The sequence below is a fragment of the Streptomyces sp. NPDC059917 genome (assembly GCF_042730635.1).
Classification (GTDB): Bacteria; Actinomycetota; Actinomycetes; order Streptomycetales; family Streptomycetaceae; genus Streptomyces.
This window is the reverse complement of sequence record NZ_JBHWLC010000016.1, coordinates 1-19,744: the sequence shown is the minus strand read 5'-3', so window position 1 is coordinate 19,744 and position 19,744 is coordinate 1. Positions and strand designations below refer to the sequence as shown.

At 74.9% G+C, this 19,744-nt stretch carries 16 protein-coding genes, 1 pseudogene and 2 riboswitches; of the genes and pseudogenes, 7 read left to right on the top strand and 10 right to left on the bottom strand.

Annotated features, from left to right (window positions below):
• Positions 1 to 27: 27 nt before the first annotated feature.
• A riboswitch (cobalamin riboswitch) is annotated at positions 28 to 112 on the bottom strand.
• Positions 113 to 363: 251 nt separating this feature from the next.
• The 3 genes from cobG to ACFWAR_RS11915 are packed head-to-tail and all read left to right on the top strand — an operon-like array spanning position 364 to position 3,919.
• Entirely contained in the window at positions 364 to 1,755 is a 1,392-nt protein-coding gene (cobG, locus tag ACFWAR_RS11925) for a precorrin-3B synthase (protein WP_385775811.1), read from the top strand.
• Positions 1,752 to 2,399 carry a precorrin-8X methylmutase gene (locus ACFWAR_RS11920; protein WP_385775809.1) on the top strand — a complete coding sequence of 216 codons (648 nt, stop codon included), beginning with the start codon at positions 1,752 to 1,754 and terminating at the stop codon, positions 2,397 to 2,399. The genes cobG and ACFWAR_RS11920 overlap by 4 nt, the downstream gene beginning before the upstream one ends.
• Positions 2,396 to 3,919: a precorrin-2 C(20)-methyltransferase gene (locus ACFWAR_RS11915; protein ID WP_385775807.1), complete on the top strand. Its 1,524-nt coding sequence runs from the start codon at positions 2,396 to 2,398 to the stop codon at positions 3,917 to 3,919. Before ACFWAR_RS11920 ends, ACFWAR_RS11915 begins: the two co-directional genes overlap by 4 nt.
• Here the strand turns inward: ACFWAR_RS11915 and ACFWAR_RS11910 are convergent.
• The 3 genes from ACFWAR_RS11910 to cbiE all read right to left on the bottom strand — a co-directional run bounded on the left by ACFWAR_RS11910 (position 3,907) and on the right by cbiE (position 6,900).
• Positions 3,907 to 4,665, bottom strand: a complete 759-nt coding sequence (locus tag ACFWAR_RS11910; RefSeq protein ID WP_385775993.1) for a cobalt-precorrin-6A reductase — start codon at positions 4,663 to 4,665, stop codon at positions 3,907 to 3,909. The genes ACFWAR_RS11915 and ACFWAR_RS11910 overlap by 13 nt on opposite strands.
• 190 nt (positions 4,666 to 4,855) lie before the next feature.
• Positions 4,856 to 5,605, bottom strand: a complete 750-nt coding sequence (cobM, locus tag ACFWAR_RS11905) for a precorrin-4 C(11)-methyltransferase (RefSeq protein WP_385775805.1) — start codon at positions 5,603 to 5,605, stop codon at positions 4,856 to 4,858.
• Complete coding sequence (gene cbiE, locus ACFWAR_RS11900; protein ID WP_385775803.1) at positions 5,602 to 6,900, bottom strand: precorrin-6y C5,15-methyltransferase (decarboxylating) subunit CbiE; 1,299 nt, start codon at positions 6,898 to 6,900, stop codon at positions 5,602 to 5,604. The genes cobM and cbiE overlap by 4 nt, the downstream gene beginning before the upstream one ends.
• Before the next feature lie 177 nt (positions 6,901 to 7,077).
• Here cbiE and ACFWAR_RS11895 point away from each other — a divergent pair, with 177 nt between their 5' ends.
• On the top strand, positions 7,078 to 8,034 hold the full coding sequence (locus ACFWAR_RS11895) for an oxidoreductase (protein WP_385775801.1): 957 nt from the start codon (positions 7,078 to 7,080) through the stop codon (positions 8,032 to 8,034).
• 32 nt (positions 8,035 to 8,066) lie between these two features.
• Here the strand turns inward: ACFWAR_RS11895 and ACFWAR_RS11890 are convergent, their stop codons facing one another.
• The gene (locus ACFWAR_RS11890; protein ID WP_385775799.1) at positions 8,067 to 8,771 is read right to left on the bottom strand and encodes a hypothetical protein; all 705 of its coding nucleotides are present in this window, start codon (positions 8,769 to 8,771) and stop codon (positions 8,067 to 8,069) included.
• Between the two features lie 117 nt (positions 8,772 to 8,888).
• On the opposite strand from ACFWAR_RS11890, the gene ACFWAR_RS11885 reads away from it, so the two are divergent.
• The 3 genes from ACFWAR_RS11885 to ACFWAR_RS11875 all read left to right on the top strand — a co-directional run bounded on the left by ACFWAR_RS11885 (position 8,889) and on the right by ACFWAR_RS11875 (position 12,574).
• Positions 8,889 to 9,575 carry a TetR/AcrR family transcriptional regulator gene (locus ACFWAR_RS11885; RefSeq protein WP_385775797.1) on the top strand — a complete coding sequence of 229 codons (687 nt, stop codon included), beginning with the start codon at positions 8,889 to 8,891 and terminating at the stop codon, positions 9,573 to 9,575.
• 148 nt (positions 9,576 to 9,723) lie between these two features.
• Positions 9,724 to 11,388 carry an esterase/lipase family protein gene (locus tag ACFWAR_RS11880; protein WP_385775795.1) on the top strand — a complete coding sequence of 555 codons (1,665 nt, stop codon included), beginning with the start codon at positions 9,724 to 9,726 and terminating at the stop codon, positions 11,386 to 11,388.
• A gap of 124 nt (positions 11,389 to 11,512) precedes the next feature.
• Positions 11,513 to 12,574 (top strand): phosphatidylinositol-specific phospholipase C domain-containing protein, encoded by a 1,062-nt coding sequence (locus ACFWAR_RS11875; protein WP_385775793.1) that lies wholly within the window; start codon positions 11,513 to 11,515, stop codon positions 12,572 to 12,574.
• A gap of 49 nt (positions 12,575 to 12,623) precedes the next feature.
• On the opposite strand, the gene ACFWAR_RS11870 is transcribed toward ACFWAR_RS11875, so the two are convergent.
• The 6 genes and pseudogenes from ACFWAR_RS11870 to ACFWAR_RS11845 form a co-directional block, all read right to left on the bottom strand.
• Entirely contained in the window at positions 12,624 to 14,249 is a 1,626-nt protein-coding gene (locus ACFWAR_RS11870) for an ABC transporter ATP-binding protein (RefSeq protein ID WP_385775791.1), read from the bottom strand.
• 141 nt (positions 14,250 to 14,390) lie between these two features.
• Positions 14,391 to 14,879 carry a DUF4430 domain-containing protein gene (locus ACFWAR_RS11865; RefSeq protein WP_385775789.1) on the bottom strand — a complete coding sequence of 163 codons (489 nt, stop codon included), beginning with the start codon at positions 14,877 to 14,879 and terminating at the stop codon, positions 14,391 to 14,393.
• Positions 14,880 to 14,919: 40 nt separating this feature from the next.
• Positions 14,920 to 15,069, bottom strand: a riboswitch (cobalamin riboswitch).
• Between the two features lie 7 nt (positions 15,070 to 15,076).
• Positions 15,077 to 17,413 (bottom strand): immune inhibitor A domain-containing protein, encoded by a 2,337-nt coding sequence (locus tag ACFWAR_RS11860; RefSeq protein WP_385775786.1) that lies wholly within the window; start codon positions 17,411 to 17,413, stop codon positions 15,077 to 15,079.
• Between the two features lie 120 nt (positions 17,414 to 17,533).
• Positions 17,534 to 18,268, bottom strand: coding sequence for a 4'-phosphopantetheinyl transferase family protein (locus ACFWAR_RS11855; protein ID WP_385775785.1), 735 nt, complete (start codon positions 18,266 to 18,268; stop codon positions 17,534 to 17,536).
• A gap of 9 nt (positions 18,269 to 18,277) precedes the next feature.
• Entirely contained in the window at positions 18,278 to 19,552 is a 1,275-nt protein-coding gene (locus ACFWAR_RS11850; RefSeq protein WP_385775783.1) for an MFS transporter, read from the bottom strand.
• Positions 19,552 to 19,744: pseudogene (locus tag ACFWAR_RS11845) on the bottom strand (hypothetical protein); the annotation flags it as partial. The gene ACFWAR_RS11850 and the pseudogene ACFWAR_RS11845, both read right to left, overlap by 1 nt.

The window sequence follows — 19,744 nt, the reverse complement described above, 5'->3', positions numbered from 1 at the left end:
CCGCGCCCCGGGCAGTGAGGACGACGGGAGTTCCTGACTCACCCGGAGGCGCCGTGGGCAGCTGCCGGGTTCACAGTGGCGGGACCGCGCCGGAATCGCACCGGGCTTCCTCCCATGTCGCCGTCCTCGGCGATGACGGGCCGAATGGCCCGTCGAGGGGTCATCCTAGGTGCCCGCGCGGACGAATGGCAGGTGGGGGCCGGGGTCGGGTGCGGGAGGGGGCGCCGCACGGGGGGCACCGGGGGCGCGGGGGAGAGGCGTGACGGGGGCGGCGGCGGGTGGGAGCGGGACGTGGCGCAGGAGGGCGGGGGCGTGGTGACGGACACAGGTCGGGCGGCGCGGATCGTGGGTATGCTCGCCGCCATGCCCCCGCCCTCCTCCGCCGCGTCCCGGGACGAACCCGTCATACGGGACCGCGGTGACGCCTGCCCCGGTGCGCTGCGCCTGCACGCGGCGGACGACGGCCACCTCGCCCGGATCCGGATCCCCGGCGGTCTGCTCACGGCCGACGCGGCCGTCGCCCTGGCGGACGCGGCGGACCGGCTGGGCGACGGACACCTCGACCTCACCTCGCGCGGCAACGCGCAGTTGCGCGGTCTCGGCGCGGGCTGCGGCGGCGAACTCGCCGCCCTGCTGGCCGCCGCCGGGCTGCTGCCCGCCGCGGCCGCCACCCACGAACGGGTCCGCAACATCGTGGCGTCGCCGCTGTCCGGACTCGACCGGCAGCGGCGCACCGACGTCACGCCCTGGGTCGGCGAGCTGGACCGGCTGCTGTGCGCGAGCGGGGCGGCCGCGGCGCTCTCCGGACGCTTCCTCTTCGCCCTCGACGACGGTCGCGGCGACGTGAGCTCGCTCGCCCCCGACGTGCACGTCCTCGCGCTGCGCACGGGCAAGGCCGTGCTGTGGACGCACGACGACGCGGACGCGGTCGTCGTCGCCCACCAGGACGCGCCCCGGGCCGCCCTGACGGTCGCCGAACACTTCCTCGACGCGGTGCGCGCGGCCGGGACCAAGGCATGGCGGGTGAGTGAACTCCCCACCGAACACCGTCCGGAATCGGGCGAGTTGCTGACCCGTCTGCGGGCACGGGGGATCGCGGCCGAGCGCGCCGGAGGAGCCGTGTCGCGGTCCGGCCCCGGCCCCCGACCCGGGGTGGTGGCGGGCCCCGACGCGCGGCGCGCGGCGCTCTCGGTGGTGGCCCCGCTGGGGCGGCTGACCGGCGACCAGTGGCGCCTGTTGGCCGCCACGGCCGCCGCCGCGGCCGGGACCCTGCGGCTCACCCCCTGGCGCGGCATCGTCGTCCCCGGGGTCGACGCCGCCACGGCGTCCTCGACCCTTGCCCGACTCGCCGCGGCCGGGCTGGTCACCGCGCCGGACGACCCGTGGGAGAACGTGAGCGCCTGCACCGGCCGGCCCGGCTGCGCGAAGGCGCTGGCGGACGTACGGGCCGACGCGCGGGCCGTGTTGGCCCGGGCCGACGCCGTGGCCGGGGCGGCGCCCGTGCACTGGTCCGGCTGCGAGCGGCGGTGCGGACATCCGCGCGCGGCCGCCTGGGTGGACCTGGTCGCCGGGCCGCAGGGGTACGACCTCGCCGTGGTCGGCGGGTCGGGTCCCGGCGGGCGGCCGGTGCGCGTCGACGTACCGGCCACCGCCCAGGACCTGACCGCCGCCCTCGCGCACGCCGCAGCAGCGGTCACGGCCCGAGCGAACCCAGCAGATCCGACAGACTCAGCAGCAGACGTAGTGAAGAAATGAGCGAGTACACAGTGTTCGAGTACGAGAAGGACGGCGCCGCGATCTACCGCCAGTCCTTTGCCACGATCCGCGCCGAGGCGGATCTCGCCGGGCTGCCGGCCTCGGTGTCGCAGGTCGCCGTACGCATGATCCACGCGTGCGGGATGACCGACCTCACGAAGGATCTCGGATACACGCCGGACGTCGTGCTGCGCGCCCGCGCCGCGCTCCACGCCGGGGCGCCCATCCTGTGCGACGTGCGCATGGTCGCCAGCGGGGTCACCCGCAAGCGGCTGCCCGCCGACAATGAGGTGATCTGCACCCTGTCGGATCCGGCCGTACCGGACCTCGCCGCCAAGATGGGGACCACGCGCAGCGCCGCCGCCCTCGAACTGTGGCGCGACCGCGGCCTGTTGGAGGGCTCGGTGATCGCGGTCGGCAACGCGCCCACCGCCCTCTTCCGGCTGCTGGAGATGATCGAGGAGGGCGCTCCCCGCCCGGCCGCCGTCATCGGAGTGCCCGTCGGCTTCATCGGCGCTGCCGAGTCCAAGGACGCGCTCGCCGCCCACCCCTCGGGGCTGGACCACCTGATCGTGCGGGGGCGGCGCGGCGGTAGCGCCATCGCCGCCGCAGCCGTCAACGCGATCGCGAGCGAGGAAGAATGAGCACCACCGGCACGCAGACCGGGGCCGGACGGCTCTACGGCGTGGGCCTCGGCCCCGGCGACCCCTCGCTGATGACCCTGCGCGCGGTCCAGGTGATCGCGGAGGCGGACGTCGTCGCCTACCACAGCGCCCGCCACGGGCGTTCCATCGCCCGCTCCATCGCGGCCGCCCACCTGCGCGCGGACCACGTCGAGGAGCCGCTGGTCTACCCGCTCACCACCGAGAGCACCGATCACCCCGGCGGCTACCAGGGGGCGATGGAGGAGTTCTACGAGGAGTCCGCCGCGCGCCTGGCCGTGCACCTCGACGCGGGCCGGACCGTGGCCGTGCTCGCCGAGGGCGACCCGCTCTTCTACGGCTCGTACATGCACATGCACAAGCGGCTCGCCGACCGGTACGCGACCGAGGTGATCCCCGGGGTCACCTCCGTCAGCGCCGCCGCGGCCCGCCTGCAGACCCCCCTCGTCGAGGGCGAGGAGGTGCTGACGATCCTGCCGGGCACGCTGCCCGAGGAGGAGCTGACGGCCCGTCTGGCGGCCACCGACTCGGCCGTGGTGATGAAGCTCGGCCGCACCTTCCCCGCCGTGCGGCGGGCGATGGAGAAGTCCGGGCGGCTGCCCGAGGCGCGCTACGTGGAGCGCGCGACGATGGCCGGCGAGCGCACCGGCATGCTCGCCGACACCGACCCCGAGACGGTCCCGTACTTCGCGGTCGCCGTGCTGCCGAGCCGGATCGGCAACCCCGGCTCCCGGCCCGCGGTCGCGCCCGACGCGGTCGGCGAGGTCGTGGTGGTGGGCACCGGTCCGGCCGGTCCGCTGTGGTTGACCCCCGAGACGCGGCGGGCGCTGGCCGACGCGGACGTGCTGGTGGGCTACACGACCTACCTGGACCGGGTGCCCGTGCGGCCGGGTCAGGTCCGGCACGGCTCCGACAACAAGGTCGAGTCCGAACGGGCCGAGTTCGCCCTGGACCTGGCCCGGCGCGGGCAGCGCGTCGCGGTGGTCTCGGGCGGCGACCCGGGCGTCTTCGCCATGGCCACGGCCGTCCTGGAGGTGGCCTCGCAGGAGGAACACCGGGACGTCCCGGTCCGGGTGCTGCCCGGGGTCACCGCGGCCAACGCGGCGGCCGCCGCCGCGGGCGCGCCGCTCGGCCACGACTACGCCACGATCTCCCTCTCCGACCGGCTCAAGCCCTGGGAGGTCATCGCGGAGCGGCTGCACGCGGCCGCCGGGGCCGACCTGGTCATCGCGCTGTACAACCCCGGCTCGCGCAGCCGTACGTGGCAGGTGGGCAAGGCGCGGGAGCTGCTGCTGGAGCACCGCGGCCCGGACACCCCGGTGGTGCTGGCGCGGGACGTGGGCGGGCCCGAGCAGTCCGTCCGGATCGTGCGGCTCGCGGACCTGGATCCCGAGCAGGTGGACATGCGGACGCTGTTGCTGATCGGCTCGTCCCAGACGCGGGTGGTCCGGCGCGGTGACGGGCGGCAGATCGTCTGGACGCCGCGGCGCTACCCCGAGTAGGCGCCGTCGCCTGCGCCGTCGTGTCCGCGCAGCCAGGACGCGGCGGCGTCGACGGACGCGGCCACCGGTACTCCTCGCGGGACCGGTGGCCGGTCGACCACGAGCACCGGGATCCCGGCCTCGCGGGCGGCGGTCAGCTTCGCGGCGGTCGCCGAGCCGCCGCTGGCCTTGGTCACCAGGACGTCGATCCGGTGCTCGCGGAGCAGGGCGCGCTCGCCGTCGAGGGTGAACGGGCCCCGGTCCAGCAGGACTTCGGTGTGCCGGGGGACGGGGGCCGTGGGGGCGTCGACCGAGCGGACCAGGAACCAGGTCGCGTCGAGGTGGGCGAAGGCGGCGAGCCCCGTCCGTCCGGTGGTCAGGAACGCGCGGCTGCCCAGCGCGGGCAGGGCGGCCGCGGCGGCGGCCAGGGTGGGGACGTGGTGCCAGTCGTCGCCGTCGGACGGTTCCCAGGCGGGGCGGCGCAGGGCCAGCAGGGGGGTGCCGGTCGCGGCGCAGGCGGTGGCCGCGTTGAAGCTCATCCGCTCCGCGAAGGGGTGCGTGGCGTCGACCACGGCGTCGACGGCGTGCGCGCGCAGCCAGGCGGCCAGGCCGTGGGGGCCGCCGAAGCCGCCGATGCGGGTGGTTCCCGGGGGGTGGGTGGGGCGGGTGACCCGGCCGGCCAGGGAGTTGGTGACCCGGAGGTCGGGGGCGCCGGCGGCGAGGGCTTCCGCGAGGTGGCGGGCCTCGGTGGTGCCGCCGAGGATCAGGACGTGGTGCGGTGTGGTCGCCTGACGGGGCGGGTGTGACGGGGCCGGGGCCTGGGAGTCCGTGCGGGTCGGTGTGGCCTCCGGCGGGTCCTCAAACGCCGGACGGGCTGGATGTGGCGCGGCCGGGGCCGGAGTTGACTCGGCGGGGGTGGGATGTGGCGCGGCCGGGGGTGGTGCGGGTGGGGTGGGGTCAGCAGGCATGGCGGTTGCGGGTGGGGGAGTAGAGGTGGCTGTCCGGGAACTGGTCGGCGGCCAGGGTGCGGCCCACGATGATGACCGCCGTGCGGACCAGGCCCGCCGACTTCACCGCGTCCGCGATGTCCGCCAGCGTGCCGCGCAGGATCAGTTCGTCCGGGCGGCTGGCCATCGCCACCACCGCCACCGGGCACTCGGCCCCGTAGTGCGGCGTCAGCTCGTCGACCACGCGGTCGACGTAGCGCGTGGCCAGGTGCAGCACCAGGAGCGCCCCGCTGCGGCCCAGGGTCGCCAGGTCCTCGCCCGCCGGCATCGGGGTGGCCTGCTGGGCGATCCGGGTCAGGATGACCGTCTGGCCCACCGTCGGCACCGTCAGCTCCCGCTTCAGCGCCGCGGCCGCCGCGGCGAAGGCCGGTACGCCCGGGACGACTTCGTACGGGATCCCGGCCGCGTCCAGGCGCCGCATCTGTTCCGCTACGGCGCTGAAGACGGACGGGTCGCCGGAGTGCAGCCGCGCCACGTCCAGCCCGGACGCGTGCGCGGCGGTCAACTCGGCCAGGATCTCGTCCAGGTCGAGCTGCGAGGTGTCGACCAGCCGGGCGTCCGCCGGGCACTCGGCCAGCAGTTCGCGCGGGACGAGGCTGCCCGCGTACAGGCAGACCGGACTGGCCGCGAGCCGACGCGCGCCGCGCACCGTGATCAGGTCGGCGGCCCCGGGGCCCGCTCCGATGAAGTACACGGTCATGTGCGGTCCTCTCCTGCTTCCTGTGTCGACGGCCGCGCCGTCGGTTCGTGCGCCGCCTTCGTCACCGACCACTGGGTGACCGCCATGGCCTGGCGCCAGCCCGTGAAGCCGCCGACCGCCACCGCGTGCGCGACGGCGAGTTTGACCAGGTCGCCGCCGTGGCGCCGGTACCACCGCGCGAGCAGTGCCTCCGACTCCAGCGTGACCGTGTTCGCCACCAGTCGGCCGCCCACCGGCAGGGCCGACCACACCGCGTCGAGCAGCCCCGGCGCGGTCAGCCCGCCGCCGATGAACACCGCGTCGGGCACGGGCAGTGCGTCGAGGGCCGTCGGTGCGGCGCCGAGGACGACGTGCAGGGCCGGTACGCCCAGGGCGTCGGCGTTGCGGCTGATCCGCGCCGCCCGCTCCGGGTCGCGCTCCACCGACACCGCACGGCAGGACGGGTGGGTGCGCATCCACTCGATGCCGATGGAACCGGAGCCGCCGCCGATGTCCCAGAGCAGCTCCCCGGGCGCGGGCGCCAGGGCCGCGAGGGTCGCGGCCCGGACGTGGCGCTTGGTGAGCTGGCCGTCGTGTTCGTAGGCGGAGTCGGGCAGGCCCGGCCCGGCGCCCAGCCGCCGCGCGCCCGCGGCCCGGCGGCAGTCGACGGCCACCACGTTCAGCGGGTCGCCGGGGGCGTGCTCCCAGTCGTCGGCCACGCCCTCGTACGTACGCTCGTCGGCCGATCCGAGCCGTTCCATGACCCGCATCCGGCTCGGGCCGAAGCCGCGCTCCCGCAGCAGGGCGGCGATCTCGCCCGGGCTGCCCGCGCCGGAGCTGAGCACCAGGACCCGGCGGCCCTCGTGCAGGGCCGCGGCGAGCCGGGCCACCGGGCGGCCCACGACGGTCACGACCTCGGTGTCCTCCACCGGCCAGCCCGCGCGGGCGCACGCGTAGGACACGGAGGAGGGGTGCGGGAGCACCCGCAGGGCGTCCGCGCCCAGCTCCTCGGACAGGGCGCGGCCGATCCCGTAGAACATGGGGTCCCCGCTCGCCAGCACCGCGATCCGCCGCTCCGCGTACTTCTCCAGCAGTCGGGGGACGGCCGGGCGCAGCGGGCTCGGCCACGGGACCCGCTCGCCCCCGCACTCGGCGTCGGGCAGCAGCTCCAGCTGGCGCGGCCCGCCGATCAGCACCTCGGCGGCGGTCAGGGCGGACCGGGCGGTACCGGTGAGCCCGGCCCAGCCGTCCGCGCCGATGCCGACGACCGTGACGGGCGGCCCGGTCGTCGCGTGGGGGAGTGGCAGGGAGCTCATGGCGCGGTACCTCGGGGGAAGGGGGTGGAACCGCACTCTACTGGCCCGTGCCGGACCCCCCGGACCGGGGGTGACCACGGCGGATGCCCGGCCCGCCCGGCGCCGCGACGGGTGTGGGGGATAGGGTGCGGAACGAGGTGGTTACCTCAGGTAACTACGATGCTCCGGGAGGATCCGATGTCCCGGGAGAGAGGGGCGGGCATGCCGGGCTGGACAGCGAGGGACATCCCCGACCAGAGCGGTCGCACGGCCGTGGTCACCGGGGCCAACAGCGGGATCGGCTACGTCACCGCCCGCGAGCTGGCCCGGCGCGGGGCGCGGGTCCTGCTCGCCTGCCGCAGCGAGGTCCGGGGGCGGGCCGCCGAGGCGCGGCTGCGACGCGAAGTGCCGGACGCGCAGGTCGAGTTCGCCCCGCTCGACCTCGCCGACCTGGCTTCCGTACGGGAGTTCGCCGCGGGCTTCGGCGCCGGGCACGACAGCCTCGACCTCCTCGTCAACAACGCCGGGGTGATGGCCCTGCCGTACGGGCGGACCGTCGACGGCTTCGAGACCCAGATCGGCGTCAACCACCTCGGGCACTTCGCCCTCACCGGGCTGCTCCTGCCGCACCTGCTGCGCGCGCCCGGCGCCCGGATCGTCTCGCTCTCCAGCGGCTTCCACGCACTGGGCGACGTCGACCTCGGCGATCTGCACGGCGAGCGCGGCTACCGCCGCTGGATCGCCTACGGCCGCTCCAAGACCGCCAACCTGCTCTTCGTGCACGAGCTGTCCCGCCGGCTCGCCGCCGCCGGCTCCGACCTGGTGGTGGCCGCCGCCCACCCCGGCTACGCCGACACCAACCTGCAGGCGGCCGCCGCGAAGCAGGAGGGGCGCCGGGTGACCGAGCGGGTGATGGGCTTCGCGAACGCCGTCATCGCGCAGCCCGCCGCGTCGGGCGCGCTGCCCACCCTGTACGCGGCGACCGCGCCGGGGGTGCGCCCGGACGCCTTCATCGGGCCCAAGTTGGGCTGGCGGGGCGCTCCGGTCCCGTCGTGGCGGGCCAAGTGGACCCTGGACGACGCCTCCGGCGCGGCCCTGTGGTCCGCCTCCGAGCGGCTGACGTCCGTCTCGTACGGCCTCGGCGCGGCGCGCTAGGCCGGTCGGCGCCGGGGTGGGCCCGGCGCAGGTCAGGCGCGGTCGGCGGCGGCGGCGACGATCCAGTTCCTGAACTCGACGGCGTAGTGCCGAAGGTGGTGGTCCAGGACCTCGTCCGGGCAGGTGCGGGGGAAGTAGACCGTCAGGTTCGCGGTGAAGCCGTCGGCGGTGTCGCCGAACTGGATCAGCGCCCGCCCGACGACGGTGCCATCGGCCAGGAAGAGGTTCGAGGACATCTTGCGCGGAAAGTCCTCCTCCGGGAGGAGCTCGTCCGCGTCCGCCGCCCAGGCCAGCGCGTCCGTTCCCCAGCCGCCCATGTAGAAGTCGGCCACGTGGGGACCGATGTTCTCCACCACGCGCGCCCCGATGGAGTCGGTGCCCATCACGTAGTGCTCGGGGTGCGCCGCGAGGAGGGCGCGCTCGTCGCCCGCGAACGCCCGGTCCATCCAGGCGAGGAAGGCGCCCGAGGTGAGGCCCTTCGTCGCGAGCACGGTGGTGCCCCCCTTGAAGCGACCGTCGGAGGTGCGGGCGCACTCGCGGAGGAAGGCGTTGCCCTCCTCCCTGTCCGCGGCCAGGAGGTCGAGGAGCCCCTGGCGGCCCAGCAGCGTCCGGAAGCGGTCCAGCGCGCGGCGGGCGTAGAAGAGCTCGAAGTCGTCGATGCTCCCGCCGCCCGCGGGCCCGGTCTCCAGGGTCACGGAAACGGGCGGGAGCGGCCGGGGGGTCCGGTCGTCGGTCATGGTCGTACCTCCACTGAAATGTGAATGTGAATTCACGTTCGCATAATGAGGGTACGCCGAAGGGTGCGCCGGTTGTCAAAAGGGCCTGCTCGGAGCGGCGCGGCTACCATGCGGGACATGACCGAGGAGCCGGACCGCCCTGCGTCCTACCGAGAACCCCGGCAGGCACGCAGCGCCGCGACCCTGGCCCGCGTCCTGCGGGCGGCCGAGGAGATCGCCTCCTCCGTCGGCCTGGAGGAGATGACGATCGCCGCCGTCGCGAAGAGCGCCGGCGTCTCGGTCGGCACGATCTACCGCCGCTTCGAGGACAAGGAGCAGCTGATCGCCGCGCTGTCCGAGCGGATGCTGGAGCGGCGCGAGCAGTACGTGGCCGAGCGCCTGCGCACGGCCGAGCCCTCGCTCTCCGGCGTCCTGGACGCCTATGCGCACGCCCTGCTCCAGTCCTTCGCCGACAGCAGCGGCCTCTTCCCCGAGCTGCTGCGCGCGCGGGAGACCCGTTCGCTGGAGCGCGGGGCCCGTACCATCACCGAGATCCATCGCCTCCTGCTCGAAGCGGCGGCCCCCTACGTCGACCAGATCCGACGCTCCTCACCGCGGGCGGCCCTGGACACCGCGGCCCGCGCCGTCCTCGGCGCCTGCTTCCACAACTCCGTGCGCCCCGACCCCGTCACGGGCGAGGCGGCCAGGCGCCGGTACGCCGACGAGCTCGGCGACATGGCGATCGCCTACCTCCTCACCCCCGACCGGCACCGGCCCACCGGCTCGGCGCGCACCGCCCGAACCTCCTCCGGCGCGGCGGGGTAGCGCTCCCGCGGCGGCGCCCGCTCGGGGCGCGGCGCCATGAGCGCGCGCCGACGCCGAGGCCTTCGTGCGCACCCCTCGCAAACTGATCGCCCCGGGGCTACCTTGCTACCCGCCAGTCACATTACGGTGATGCAGCCCTAGGAGCGCCATGCGCCGTGCCGCCCGGACCCTGCCCCCCGCCCGGTCCGTCCTCCCCACCGGCCCCCTGCCCCATGCCCCGTTCGGCCCGCTCGCCCCGTTCACCCCGCTCGCCCTCGTTCTCGTCCTCGCGCTGATCGTCACGCTGCTGGCGGCCCCGTTCGCCCGCGCGGTGACCGCGCCCACCGCCGCGTCCGCCGCCGCGCCCACCGCCCAACAACGCACCCCCGTGGTCCTCGTGCACGGCTACGGGGACACCGCGGCCTCCCTCGACGGGCTGGAGGACTACCTCCACGCGCACGGCTGGCTCTCCGCCGACCTGGCCGAGTTCGGCTACGACTGGGCCGCCACCAACGCCTCCAACGCGGGACGCTTCGGCGCCTTCCTCACCGAGCGCTTCGGCGACCGCCCGGTCGACATCGTCGCGCACAGCATGGGCAGCCTGCTCACCCGCAAGTTCCTCAAGGACGGCGGGAGTTCGCGGGTGCGCTCCTGGGTCTCCCTCGGCGGCCCCAACCACGGCGCGGGCGACGCCTCGCCGTGCGGCCCCCTCGGCGCGTTCTGCGACGTCCACGCCGCCTCGCTCGCCGAGATGGCCCCCGGCAGCGACCTGCTCGACTCCCTCAACGCGGGCGACGAGACCCCCGGCGCCACCCGCTACACCACCTTCAGCTCCGCCTGCGACCAGCAGATCCCGCCGGGCGACAGCCGGGCCCCGCGCTCCACCGAACTCGCGGGCGCCGTCAACCACGTCCTCCCGGAGGGCGACAGCGGCTGCCCCTCGCACTTCGGCCTGCTCGACGACGACTGGGTGCGCCGACGCATCGTCGAGGAGTTCTCGATCGATCCCGCGCACCCGGTGGAGCTGCGGACCGGACCGTTCAGGATCACCGTCGACGAGGCGCGCTTCACCTCCTCCGGCGAGAGCGGCCCGGAGCTGTACGACGGGTTGACCCTCACCACGGACGGGGTCGACCGCTCCCTGTGGCACCGCGACCGGTCCGGCGCCACCGCCTTCCCCGCCCACGACCCCTGGTTCGGACTCGACGACGCGGCCCGGAGCCAGGTGTTCACCGACGGGGCCACCGTCACCGCCTACCTCACCGACGCCGACCGCACCGCGGGCAACAACGACGACGTGATGGCCGCGGGCCGGATCCACTGGGACCCCTCGCTCGGCTTCGGCCGCCGCACCGCCCGGTTCCTCGGCGTGGACGGCGGCGAGGCCACCGTCACCTACACGGTCACCCCCGCCGCGGGGGTGGCGCCGTGCCGGGTGCGCGTGGACGCGGCCGAGCTGACGTACTTCGACGACGGCACGACCCGCCCCGCGCTCTACGGCTCCCTCACCGTCCGCGCCGCCGACGGCGTCCGCGCCACCCCCTGGTCGCGGTCGGCATCCGATCCGTCCACCTTCCCCAACAAGGGCGCCCGCACCGATCCCGATCCCTACTTCTACCAACAGGTCGGCACGGGCGCGGCGTACGGCGGCCCGGCCCCGCTGGAGGTCGGCGTGTACCTCTGGGACCACGACGCCTCCTCGGCCGATGACCTGGTCGCCCGGGGCACGGTCGCCTGGGACCCCTACACCGACCGTCCCGGCACCCGGACCAGCGACTTCTACGGGGACGACGACGGGCACGTCAAGGTGACCTGGACGGTCACCTGCCCCTGAGGCGGGGCGCGCCCCGGGCCACCCCCGGGTCACCCGCGGTCCTCCCGTTCTTCACCCAACTCCCTTACTCTCCAGCCGACTTGCCGCCGCACCGGCGTCGGCTGGACCCGTAGGGGAGAAGCCCATGAATGCCCGCAACCGGACGGCCGCCGTCGTCACCGCCGCCCTCGTCGCCGTCCTCGCCCTCACCCCGGCCGCGGCCGGCGCCGCCCCCGCGCCGACCGCGGTCCCCGGCGCCGGCCTGCCCTTCGCCGGATCCACCGGCGTCGGGGTGCACAACGCCTACGAGAAGGCCAAGTACCCCTACTTCGCGGATGCGTTGGACTCCGGCGCCGCGATGCTCGAACTCGACGTGTGGACCAACTTCTTCGGCAGCTCCTGGCGGGTCTCCCACAGCAATCCGATCGGCAACGACAACAACTGCGAGAACGCCACCACCCCCGCCCAACTGCGCACCAAGTCCCGCAACCAGAACCTCGCGGGCTGCCTCGCCGACCTGCGCAGCTGGCACGACGCGCACCCCGGCCACCGCCCGATCATCCTCAAGATGGAACTCAAGGACGGCTTCGCCGCGAACCTGGGCCGCGGCCCGGCCGACCTCGACGCACTGCTCGGCGCGCGCCTGGGCGACGCGCTCTACCGGCCCGGCGACCTGGCCGCCGGCCACCCCGACCTGGACAGCGCCGCGCGCGCCGGAGCCTGGCCGAACCGCTCCGACCTCGCCGGGAAGTTCCTGATCGAGCTGATCCCGGGCACCGTGGAGGAGGGCAACGGCGCCGACACCCTCTGGACCGACCGCGAGTACGCCACCCACCTGCGCACCCTGGCCGCCGCCGGACGGCTCGGCCAGGCCGCCGCCTTCCCCGCGGTGCACCGGGCGGAGGCCGGTGATCCCCGCACGCGCTACGCCGATGCCACGCTGCGCCCCTGGTTCGTGGTCTTCGACGGGGACGCGAGCGCCTACACCGCGCCCGCCGTCGACACCGGTTGGTACGACCGCAACCACTACCTGCTGATCGCCACCGACGCGCAGGGCGTCGCGCCCGCCATCGACGGCACCCGGCCCACCGAGGCGCAGGCCCGCGACCGGGTCGCCCTGCTCGCCGGGCAGTACCACGCCTCCGTGGTCTCGGCCGACTGGTACCCGCTGCCCGCCGTGCTGGCGAGCGTGGTGCCGCGCGGCTGACCGCCCGCCGCAGGGCCGCCCGCGCGGACGGCCGGTCCGGCCCGCCGGGTCACGGACCGTCCAGCATCCCCGCGACCTGCTCCACGGTCAGGCAGGGCAGGGGGGCCAGGATCCGGGCGACCTGGGGGGCGAAGGTCTTCGAGGCCGCCAGCGCCTCGGCGGCCGGGCCGTCCGCGAGGATCTCGCCCCGCGCCATCAGCACCGCCCGGTCGGCCGCCCGCACGGCGAACTCCACGTCGTGCGTGGCGATCAGCACCGCCGTGCCCCGAGCCGCCAGCTCGTCGACGATCCGGATCAGCGCCGCCTTGGCGCGGTGGTCCAGGCCGCGCGTCGGCTCGTCCAGCAGCAGCACCCCCGGCGTCGCGGCGAGCCGGACGGCCAGGACGAGGGCCAGCTTCTGGCCCTCGGAGAGGTCCCGCGGGTGCATGGCGTCGTCGACCCCGGGCGCCAGCAGGTCCAGCAGCTCCCGCGCGGGTCTCGCGCCGGAGGCCGCCGACTCCGCGTCCGCCTGGCCGAGTTCCTGGCGTACGGTCACCCGGCTCAGCAGGTCGGTCGGCGTCTGGGTGACCATCGCGACCAGGTGCCGGACCTCGGCGGCCGGAAGGGTCCCCGGGTCCCGGCCGCCCTCGCCGCCGACCGTCACCGTGCCGGAGCGCCGCGGCCCCGACCCGTGCAGGGCGTGGAGCAGCGAGGACTTGCCGCAGCCGCCGGGTCCCATCAGGGCGGTGACCTCCCCGGCGCGCAGCACCAGGTCCACCTCGTGCACCGCGGGCAGCCCCATGTGCGTCACGGTCAGCCCGTCGGCCCGCAGGGCTTCGCCCCCGCCCGTCGGCGCGGCGGGGCGCACCGGCGCCGGTACCCGCCCGGCCAGCCGGGCCCGCAGCGGGGCCGCGGCCGGGCGCGCCTCCCGGTCCGACAGCGGCAGCGGGGACCAGCCCGCGAGCCGCCCCAGCTCGACCACGGGCGGCGCGACCGTCGACGTACGGAAGACGTCGGCGGGCCGCCCGGACACCACGGTCCCGTCACCGGGCAGGTGGATCACCCGGTCCGCGTACTGCGCGACCCGCTCCAGCCGGTGCTCGCAGAGCAGCACCGTCATCCGCAGGTCGCGCACCAGGCGGGTGACGACCGCCAGCACCTCCTCGGCCGCCGCCGGGTCCAGGGCGGAGGTCGGCTCGTCCAGCACCAGCACCCGGGGGTGCGCGGTCAGGACGGAACCGATGGCCACGCGCTGCTGCTGGCCGCCGGAGAGCTCGTGCAGCGGCCGGTGGCGCAGCCCGGTCAGGTCCAGCAGGGCGAGGGTCTCCTCGATCCGCCCGCGCCGCACCGCCGCGTCCACGGAGAGCTGTCCCATCGCGTAGGCCAGCTCCTCCTCGACGGTGTCGGTGACGAAGCCGTCGAGCGGATCCTGGCCCACCACGCCGACCAGGTCGACGAGTTCGCGCGGTGGATGCTCGGCCGTGTCCCGGCCACCGACGGTCACCCGGCCGTACAGGGTGCCGCCGGTGAAGTGCGGGACCAGTCCGTTGACCGTGCCCAGCAGGGTCGACTTGCCGACGCCGGTGCGCCCGACGACCAGGCACAACTCGCCTTCCTCGACGGTCAGGTTCACGTCCCGCAGCACTGATCGGGGCGCGTCGTCGTACTTCACACTGACGTTCTCGAAGCTGATCACGGGGATTCCTTGGCGGTGCGGACCAACTCTGGGGCTACAGAGGTCGGTTGAGGTAGCTCGGATGGTAACCGACACCCCTGACCGGGAGTACCCGGCAAAACCGACCGCTTCCCGCGCCGAAGGAATCCCCGTGGCCCACCGCTAGAAGGAGGTCCAGGTGAAGGCGACCTCGTCACCCGTCTTGATCTTGAACTGGCAGCCGCCGACCGGGGTGGAGACCCCGTTCACCGAGATGTTCCAGTACGCCGCGCCCCCGCCGGAGACGTTCTTGACGGTGTCCACGGAGAAGTCGTCGAACGACGCGTACCAGGTGCCGTCCCAGCCGAAGTGGCGCTGGCGGGCCGCGTCGTCGAGGGCGGCGGTGGGCGTGGGGACCGGGCTCGGGTTCTGCGCGCCGTTGGTGCCGTCGCACTTGTGGGTGCCGCCGGTCGCGGTCGTCACCTCGTGCCCCTTGGTCAGCACCAGGCCCTTGAAGAGGTTGCCGTCGGGGCCCTGCACGGTGAGCCGCACCAGGACCGGGGCGTTGGTGCGGGCGGCGGTCGTGTGGGCGACGGCCGGAGCGGCGGCCGTCAGTGCCAGCCCGAGGGCGGCGGCGGTGACGGCGGTACGGCGTATGAGCATGCTGCGCATGGCGGGGTGCCTTTCTTCGCGCTGTAGTCCATGACAGTGGAAGCTTTCGGCGTGCCGTGGCAGGTGCTCCGACTCGCGGCCCGCCGCCCCGAGGGGCGGCGGGCCGCACACGGTTGCAGGTCAGCGCCGGATTCGCACCGGCTTCCCCTGGTCACGCACGCATGAAGTTATCGGGGTCATCATAGGGGCACGCCGGGTCAGGGCGAGGGGCTCACCTGCACGGTGGTCAACGCCCCGCCCGAGGCCTCCTTGACCACCGCGATCCGGGTCCCGGTGTCCGGCACCTTCACCCCGACCTGCGGCAGATCGGCGTTCCAGTAACTGCCGTGCCGGTCGTCGAAGACGGACACGCCCGGCCGCGCGGGCACCACCAGCGGCGTCCCCGCCTTGTGCAGCACGATCCGGTCGCTCGGCCGCAGCGAGAAGGTCGCGTCGAAGGTCTGCGCCCGCGCGTTGACGAGCGATCCGTCGGTGAACCGCAGCGCCTCGGGCCGGGCGTCGACCGGCAGCAGCAGGCCCCCGCCGGGGTGGGCCTTGGTGGTGTTGTCGCTGTACGCGGTGTCCCACAGCCAGATCAACACGCCCTGCTGGTAGGGGTAGAACTCCACGGAGTCGTCGCCCTGCCCGAAGTTGTACGGTCCCGTCCTGAGGTACTCGCCGAAGCCGGTGTAGCGCCGGTTCTCCACCACGTAGGCGCGCGGGTGCTGCTCGGTTCCGTAACGGCCCTCGGTGCGCGACCACTTGATCGCCGTCCAGCCGTTCGCCCCCTGCTCCGCGCCGTCGCGCAGCAGCTCGCGGCCGTCCGCGGTGATCCGCAGGTCGTCGAAGGCCACGCCCTTGCCGTGGGTGTTGCTGTCCGAGGTCACCCGCAGCCGCAGCGAGACGCTCCTGCCCGCGAAGGCGCCCAGCGGCACGCCGAGTTCGGCCCAGCCGCCCGAGGTGCCGGAGATCCCCTTGGCGGGGATCGCGGCGCCGCCGATTGTGCCGGGCAGCGCCGCCCAGGTGGTCCCGCCGTCGGTGGAGGCCTCCACGGTCAGGAAGTCGAAGTCCTTCTCCACGTCGTACCAGACCCGGGCGTCGAGCCGGGCGGGCGCGCCCGCCGGGACCCCGGTGAGGTCGACCGTGCGCGTGAGCGTGTTGTCCATGAAGTCGCCGGTGCCGCTCCACCACTGGGCCGCGCCCTCGTAGGGATCGGCCAGCTCGGTACGGGTCACCGAGGGCGGCAGGTGCACCAACAGGGCCTGTGGATCATCGGTGTTGTAGCCGGAGACGCCGAGGACGGCCTTGGTCCTGCGGCCCGCGTCGGCCTCGGTGTACTCGAGCCAGCCCAACTGGAGCTTGCTCCAGGCGTCCAGGTCCCCGGGGAAGGCGCCGGTGGTGCCCCGGCCCTTGCCGAGGTAGGAGGCCGAGGACATCAGCGACCAGAAGTTGACGCTGTTGTCCCCGTCCGAGCTGTACATGTCGGGCAGGCCCAGGTCGTGGCCGAACTCGTGGGCGAAGAGCCCGACCCCGCTGTTCTCGCCGCCGGTCAGGTAGTCGCCCGCCCAGATCCCGGTGTCGCCGACCGGGGTGCCGCCCGCCTTGTTGCCCGCGGGGCCCGCGGTGCCGGCCTGGTCGTAGTACGCGAACCAGCGGTGCGCCCAGACGGCGTCCTTGCCCTGGGCGCCGCCGCCCCAGGTCTGGTCCTTGCCGGCGTGCACGATGACGAGGTGGTCGAGGTAGCCGTCGGGCTCGTTGAAGTTGCCGTCGTGGTCGGCGTCGTAGCGGTCCCACACGTCGTACTCGGCCAGCTCGGCCTTGATCTGGGCCGCCGTGCGCCCCTTGGCGACCTCGCCCCGGTACCAGGCGTCGGTGGCGTCGCGGACCAGGTCCCAGTTGGTGCGGCACTGGCCGGGCTCGGCGCAGTTGTCCGTGCCGTAGCGGGCCTCGTTCCAGGGGAGCTTGACCCAGCCGCTGACCTTGCCGTCCATGTCGTAGCGGCCGGAGGACTGGAGGCCGTAGTAGGAGCGCAGGCTGACCGCGCCGGGGGCGTCGGAGAAGAACTGCTGCTGGTAGGAGGCCTGGCTGAAGTCCTTGCGCCACAGGGTGTGGTTGTCGCTGGCGCCGGGCTTGGGGATGGTGTTGTGCCGGGGGCCGGGCGTGCCGCCGAAGCGCGGCTTGCCCTCGTACTGCGTGGTGGTGTCCACCTGGTCGCCGAACTCGGCCAGGATCACGAACACCTTGTCCTTGCGCTCCTGGGCCAGCTCCACGTAGCGCTTGCCGACCTTGGCGGTGCGCGGGAGGGTGCCGTCCGGCTCGGCCCGCAGGGCTCCGGCCCCGGCGCCGGGGCCCGCCGCGATCTCTTCGAGGGCCTGGCGGCGCAGGGCCTGGCGCTGGAGTTCCAGGGGTGCGGGCGGCGGGGCGGCCGCCTGCTCGGCGGCGGTGATCCGTGGTCCGGGGGCGGGTGGGACCGCGGCGAGCGCGGTGGGGGAGAGCGCGGGGGTGGCGAGGAGGGCGAGGGCTATCGCCGCTCCTGCCGCGACGAGTCTGCGCAACGTGGCTGACCTTTCTGGGAGTTCGGCCGGGGCGCAGGTAATATTTCACATGTCACAGGTCACGCATAGGGGTCGCGTGGTCCCGTTCCCCGCCGCCCGGCGGCCACCCCGCTTGCGCCCTCACCCGCTGCGCAGCGCCACCGCCGCGCAGTGCCCCTCCGGCACCAGGACGTCCGTCAGCGCCCAGTCCGCGAGCCGGGCCGGAACGGGCCCCGAGCCCACGTAGTCGGCCGCCGGGTCCTCCGAGAGGCCCACCCCCAGCCCCTTGAGGTACGCCTCCTTGCGCGTCCAGACCCGGGTGAAGGCCAACGGCCGCTCCGCGGCGGGCAGCACCGCCAGCTCGGCCGCCTCGCGCGGGTGCAGCACGTCCGCCGTCTCGGCGATCGTGCGCGCCGAGGGCACCTCCTCCACGTCCACCCCGACCGGGACGGTCGCGAAGGCCAGCAGGCTCAGCCCGTGGCAGTGCGAGAGCGAGAAGTGCAGCGCCCCGCCGGGCAGTACGGGCCGCCCGTGCGGCTCCTGGCAGTGCGCGCAGGGCGCCCGGTCCACCGTCACCGCCCGCGGGGCGATGCCGAGGTAGGCACCCAGCAGGCGGCGCAGCGCCACATGGGCGCAGACGTACGCGTCACGGTCCGCCGCCCGGACGAACTCGGCGGCCCGGGCCAGCTCCTGCGCGTCCAGCGTGCCGGGCGCGTGCCGGGCGGCGTGCGCCCGGTATCCGGTGGTGTCCACCAACCACAGGTCGGGGCCCGCGGGCAGCAGCGCGGCCCGTGCCGGACCGGGATCCGACAGCCGGGACGGCACCAACAGGCCGACCGAGGGCGGGGATTCGGTGCGGGTCGTCATCATCGTCATCGCTCCTCCTCACACGGACGCGGGGACGGGAGCGGCGGCGGGGAGGGCGGCGCTCTCGGCCGGCTCCCCGGTCTTCGCCGGGGTCCGCAGCGCCATCACCGCGGCGACCGGCGAGACGAAGGCGATCGTCCCGCACACCAGCCAGGTGGTCTGCACCCCGAGCAGCAACGACAGGCTGCTGAAGACCGCGATCGAGATCGGCGCGGTACCGATGCCCGCCAGCGACAGCGTGGACATCGCCGCGCCCATCCGGTCCTCCGGCGCGGACTGCTGGTAAAGGGTCACGATCGCGGGACCGTTGAGCCCGGAGAGCAGACCGACCGCGGCGGCCACGACGGTGAGCGAGAGCACCGACGGCATCAGCGCCATCACCAGGATCCCGGCCGCCAGACCCACGCCGGTCACGACCAGCCGTACGAACATCGAGATGCGGTGGGCCAGTACGGCGCCCGCGGCGCTGGAGCCCAGCGCGCCCACGCTGAAGGCGGCCAGCACCACGCCCACCGCGCCGACGCCCCACCCGCGCTGGTGCACCAGCAGCGGCAGGGCCACCTCGGCGGGCCAGCTGAAGGCCATGTCCAGGCAGAGCGAGGCGATGAACATCCAGCGCAGTCGCGGGTGCCGGGCCAGCAGGCGGAATCCGTCACCGGAGCGCTTGAGCAGCGAGACGCCGGGCTCGCGGACGGGACGGGTGAACCCGTGCGTGACGTGCAGCAGGCAGCCGAGCCAGATCGCCCCGGTGACCGCCCCGACCACCATCGCGACCCACAGCTCGCCGACCGTGATCAGCCAGGCACCGGCCGGCGCGCCCAGGATGGGTGCGACGCGCAGGACCATGGCGTAGAGGGAGTTGGCGCGGGCCAGCTGGTCCCCGCGGGCGAACATCGGCAGCAGCACCCCGGAGGCGGGACCGGCCAGACCGAGCAGGACGCCCTCGATCAGCGCCATCGTCACCAGCGGCCACAGCTGTTGCGCGGTGGCGGTGACCACGGCCCCGGTCGCGAGCAGGACGACCCGGGCGCTGGTGGTGCGCAGCAGGACGAAGCGCGGGCCGAGGGTGTCGGCGACCGCCCCGCCGAAGATCAGCATGAGGGCCCGGGGCACGGTGGCCGCCAGCATCAGGAGGGTGACCGCCCGGGTGCCGCCGAGCTGCACGGCGGTCCAGTTCATCGCGATCAGCAGGGCGAAGCTGCCCAGCTGGACGGCGGCCTGGCCGCCGACCAGGGAGCCGACCCGGCCCCACTGCACGGCGGGGGCGGGGGCGGGTGTGGTGTTCGTATCCATCAGGCACCGCTTCTGTGAGGGGTGGAGGGGAAGGGCGAGGGGGCGGCGGCCGGGGCGCTCCGGCCGCCGCGCAGGGCGAGCGCCACGGCCCGCCGGGCGGCGCGCGCCAGGGCTCCGGGCCGGGGCGCGCGGTCGTACGTACGGACCTCCAGGCGGCCGCCGAGATGGCCGAGGCCCGCTTCGGCCAGGGCC

Bases quoted from the DNA above. Each gene is read 5' to 3' on its own strand.
- ACFWAR_RS11865 (WP_385775789.1), bottom strand. From the start codon at position 14,879: ATGCGCAGCATGCTCATACGCCGTACCGCCGTCACCGCCGCCGCCCTC.
- ACFWAR_RS11915 (WP_385775807.1), top strand. From the start codon at position 2,396: ATGAGCACCACCGGCACGCAGACCGGGGCCGGACGGCTCTACGGCGTG.
- ACFWAR_RS11895 (WP_385775801.1), top strand. From the start codon at position 7,078: ATGTCCCGGGAGAGAGGGGCGGGCATGCCGGGCTGGACAGCGAGGGAC.
- cobG (WP_385775811.1), top strand. From the start codon at position 364: ATGCCCCCGCCCTCCTCCGCCGCGTCCCGGGACGAACCCGTCATACGG.
- ACFWAR_RS11920 (WP_385775809.1), top strand. From the start codon at position 1,752: ATGAGCGAGTACACAGTGTTCGAGTACGAGAAGGACGGCGCCGCGATC.
- ACFWAR_RS11880 (WP_385775795.1), top strand. From the start codon at position 9,724: ATGCGCCGTGCCGCCCGGACCCTGCCCCCCGCCCGGTCCGTCCTCCCC.
- cbiE (WP_385775803.1), bottom strand. From the start codon at position 6,900: ATGAGCTCCCTGCCACTCCCCCACGCGACGACCGGGCCGCCCGTCACG.
- cobM (WP_385775805.1), bottom strand. From the start codon at position 5,605: ATGACCGTGTACTTCATCGGAGCGGGCCCCGGGGCCGCCGACCTGATC.
- ACFWAR_RS11855 (WP_385775785.1), bottom strand. From the start codon at position 18,268: ATGACGATGATGACGACCCGCACCGAATCCCCGCCCTCGGTCGGCCTG.
- ACFWAR_RS11890 (WP_385775799.1), bottom strand. From the start codon at position 8,771: ATGACCGACGACCGGACCCCCCGGCCGCTCCCGCCCGTTTCCGTGACC.
- ACFWAR_RS11850 (WP_385775783.1), bottom strand. From the start codon at position 19,552: ATGGATACGAACACCACACCCGCCCCCGCCCCCGCCGTGCAGTGGGGC.
- ACFWAR_RS11875 (WP_385775793.1), top strand. From the start codon at position 11,513: ATGAATGCCCGCAACCGGACGGCCGCCGTCGTCACCGCCGCCCTCGTC.
- ACFWAR_RS11885 (WP_385775797.1), top strand. From the start codon at position 8,889: ATGACCGAGGAGCCGGACCGCCCTGCGTCCTACCGAGAACCCCGGCAG.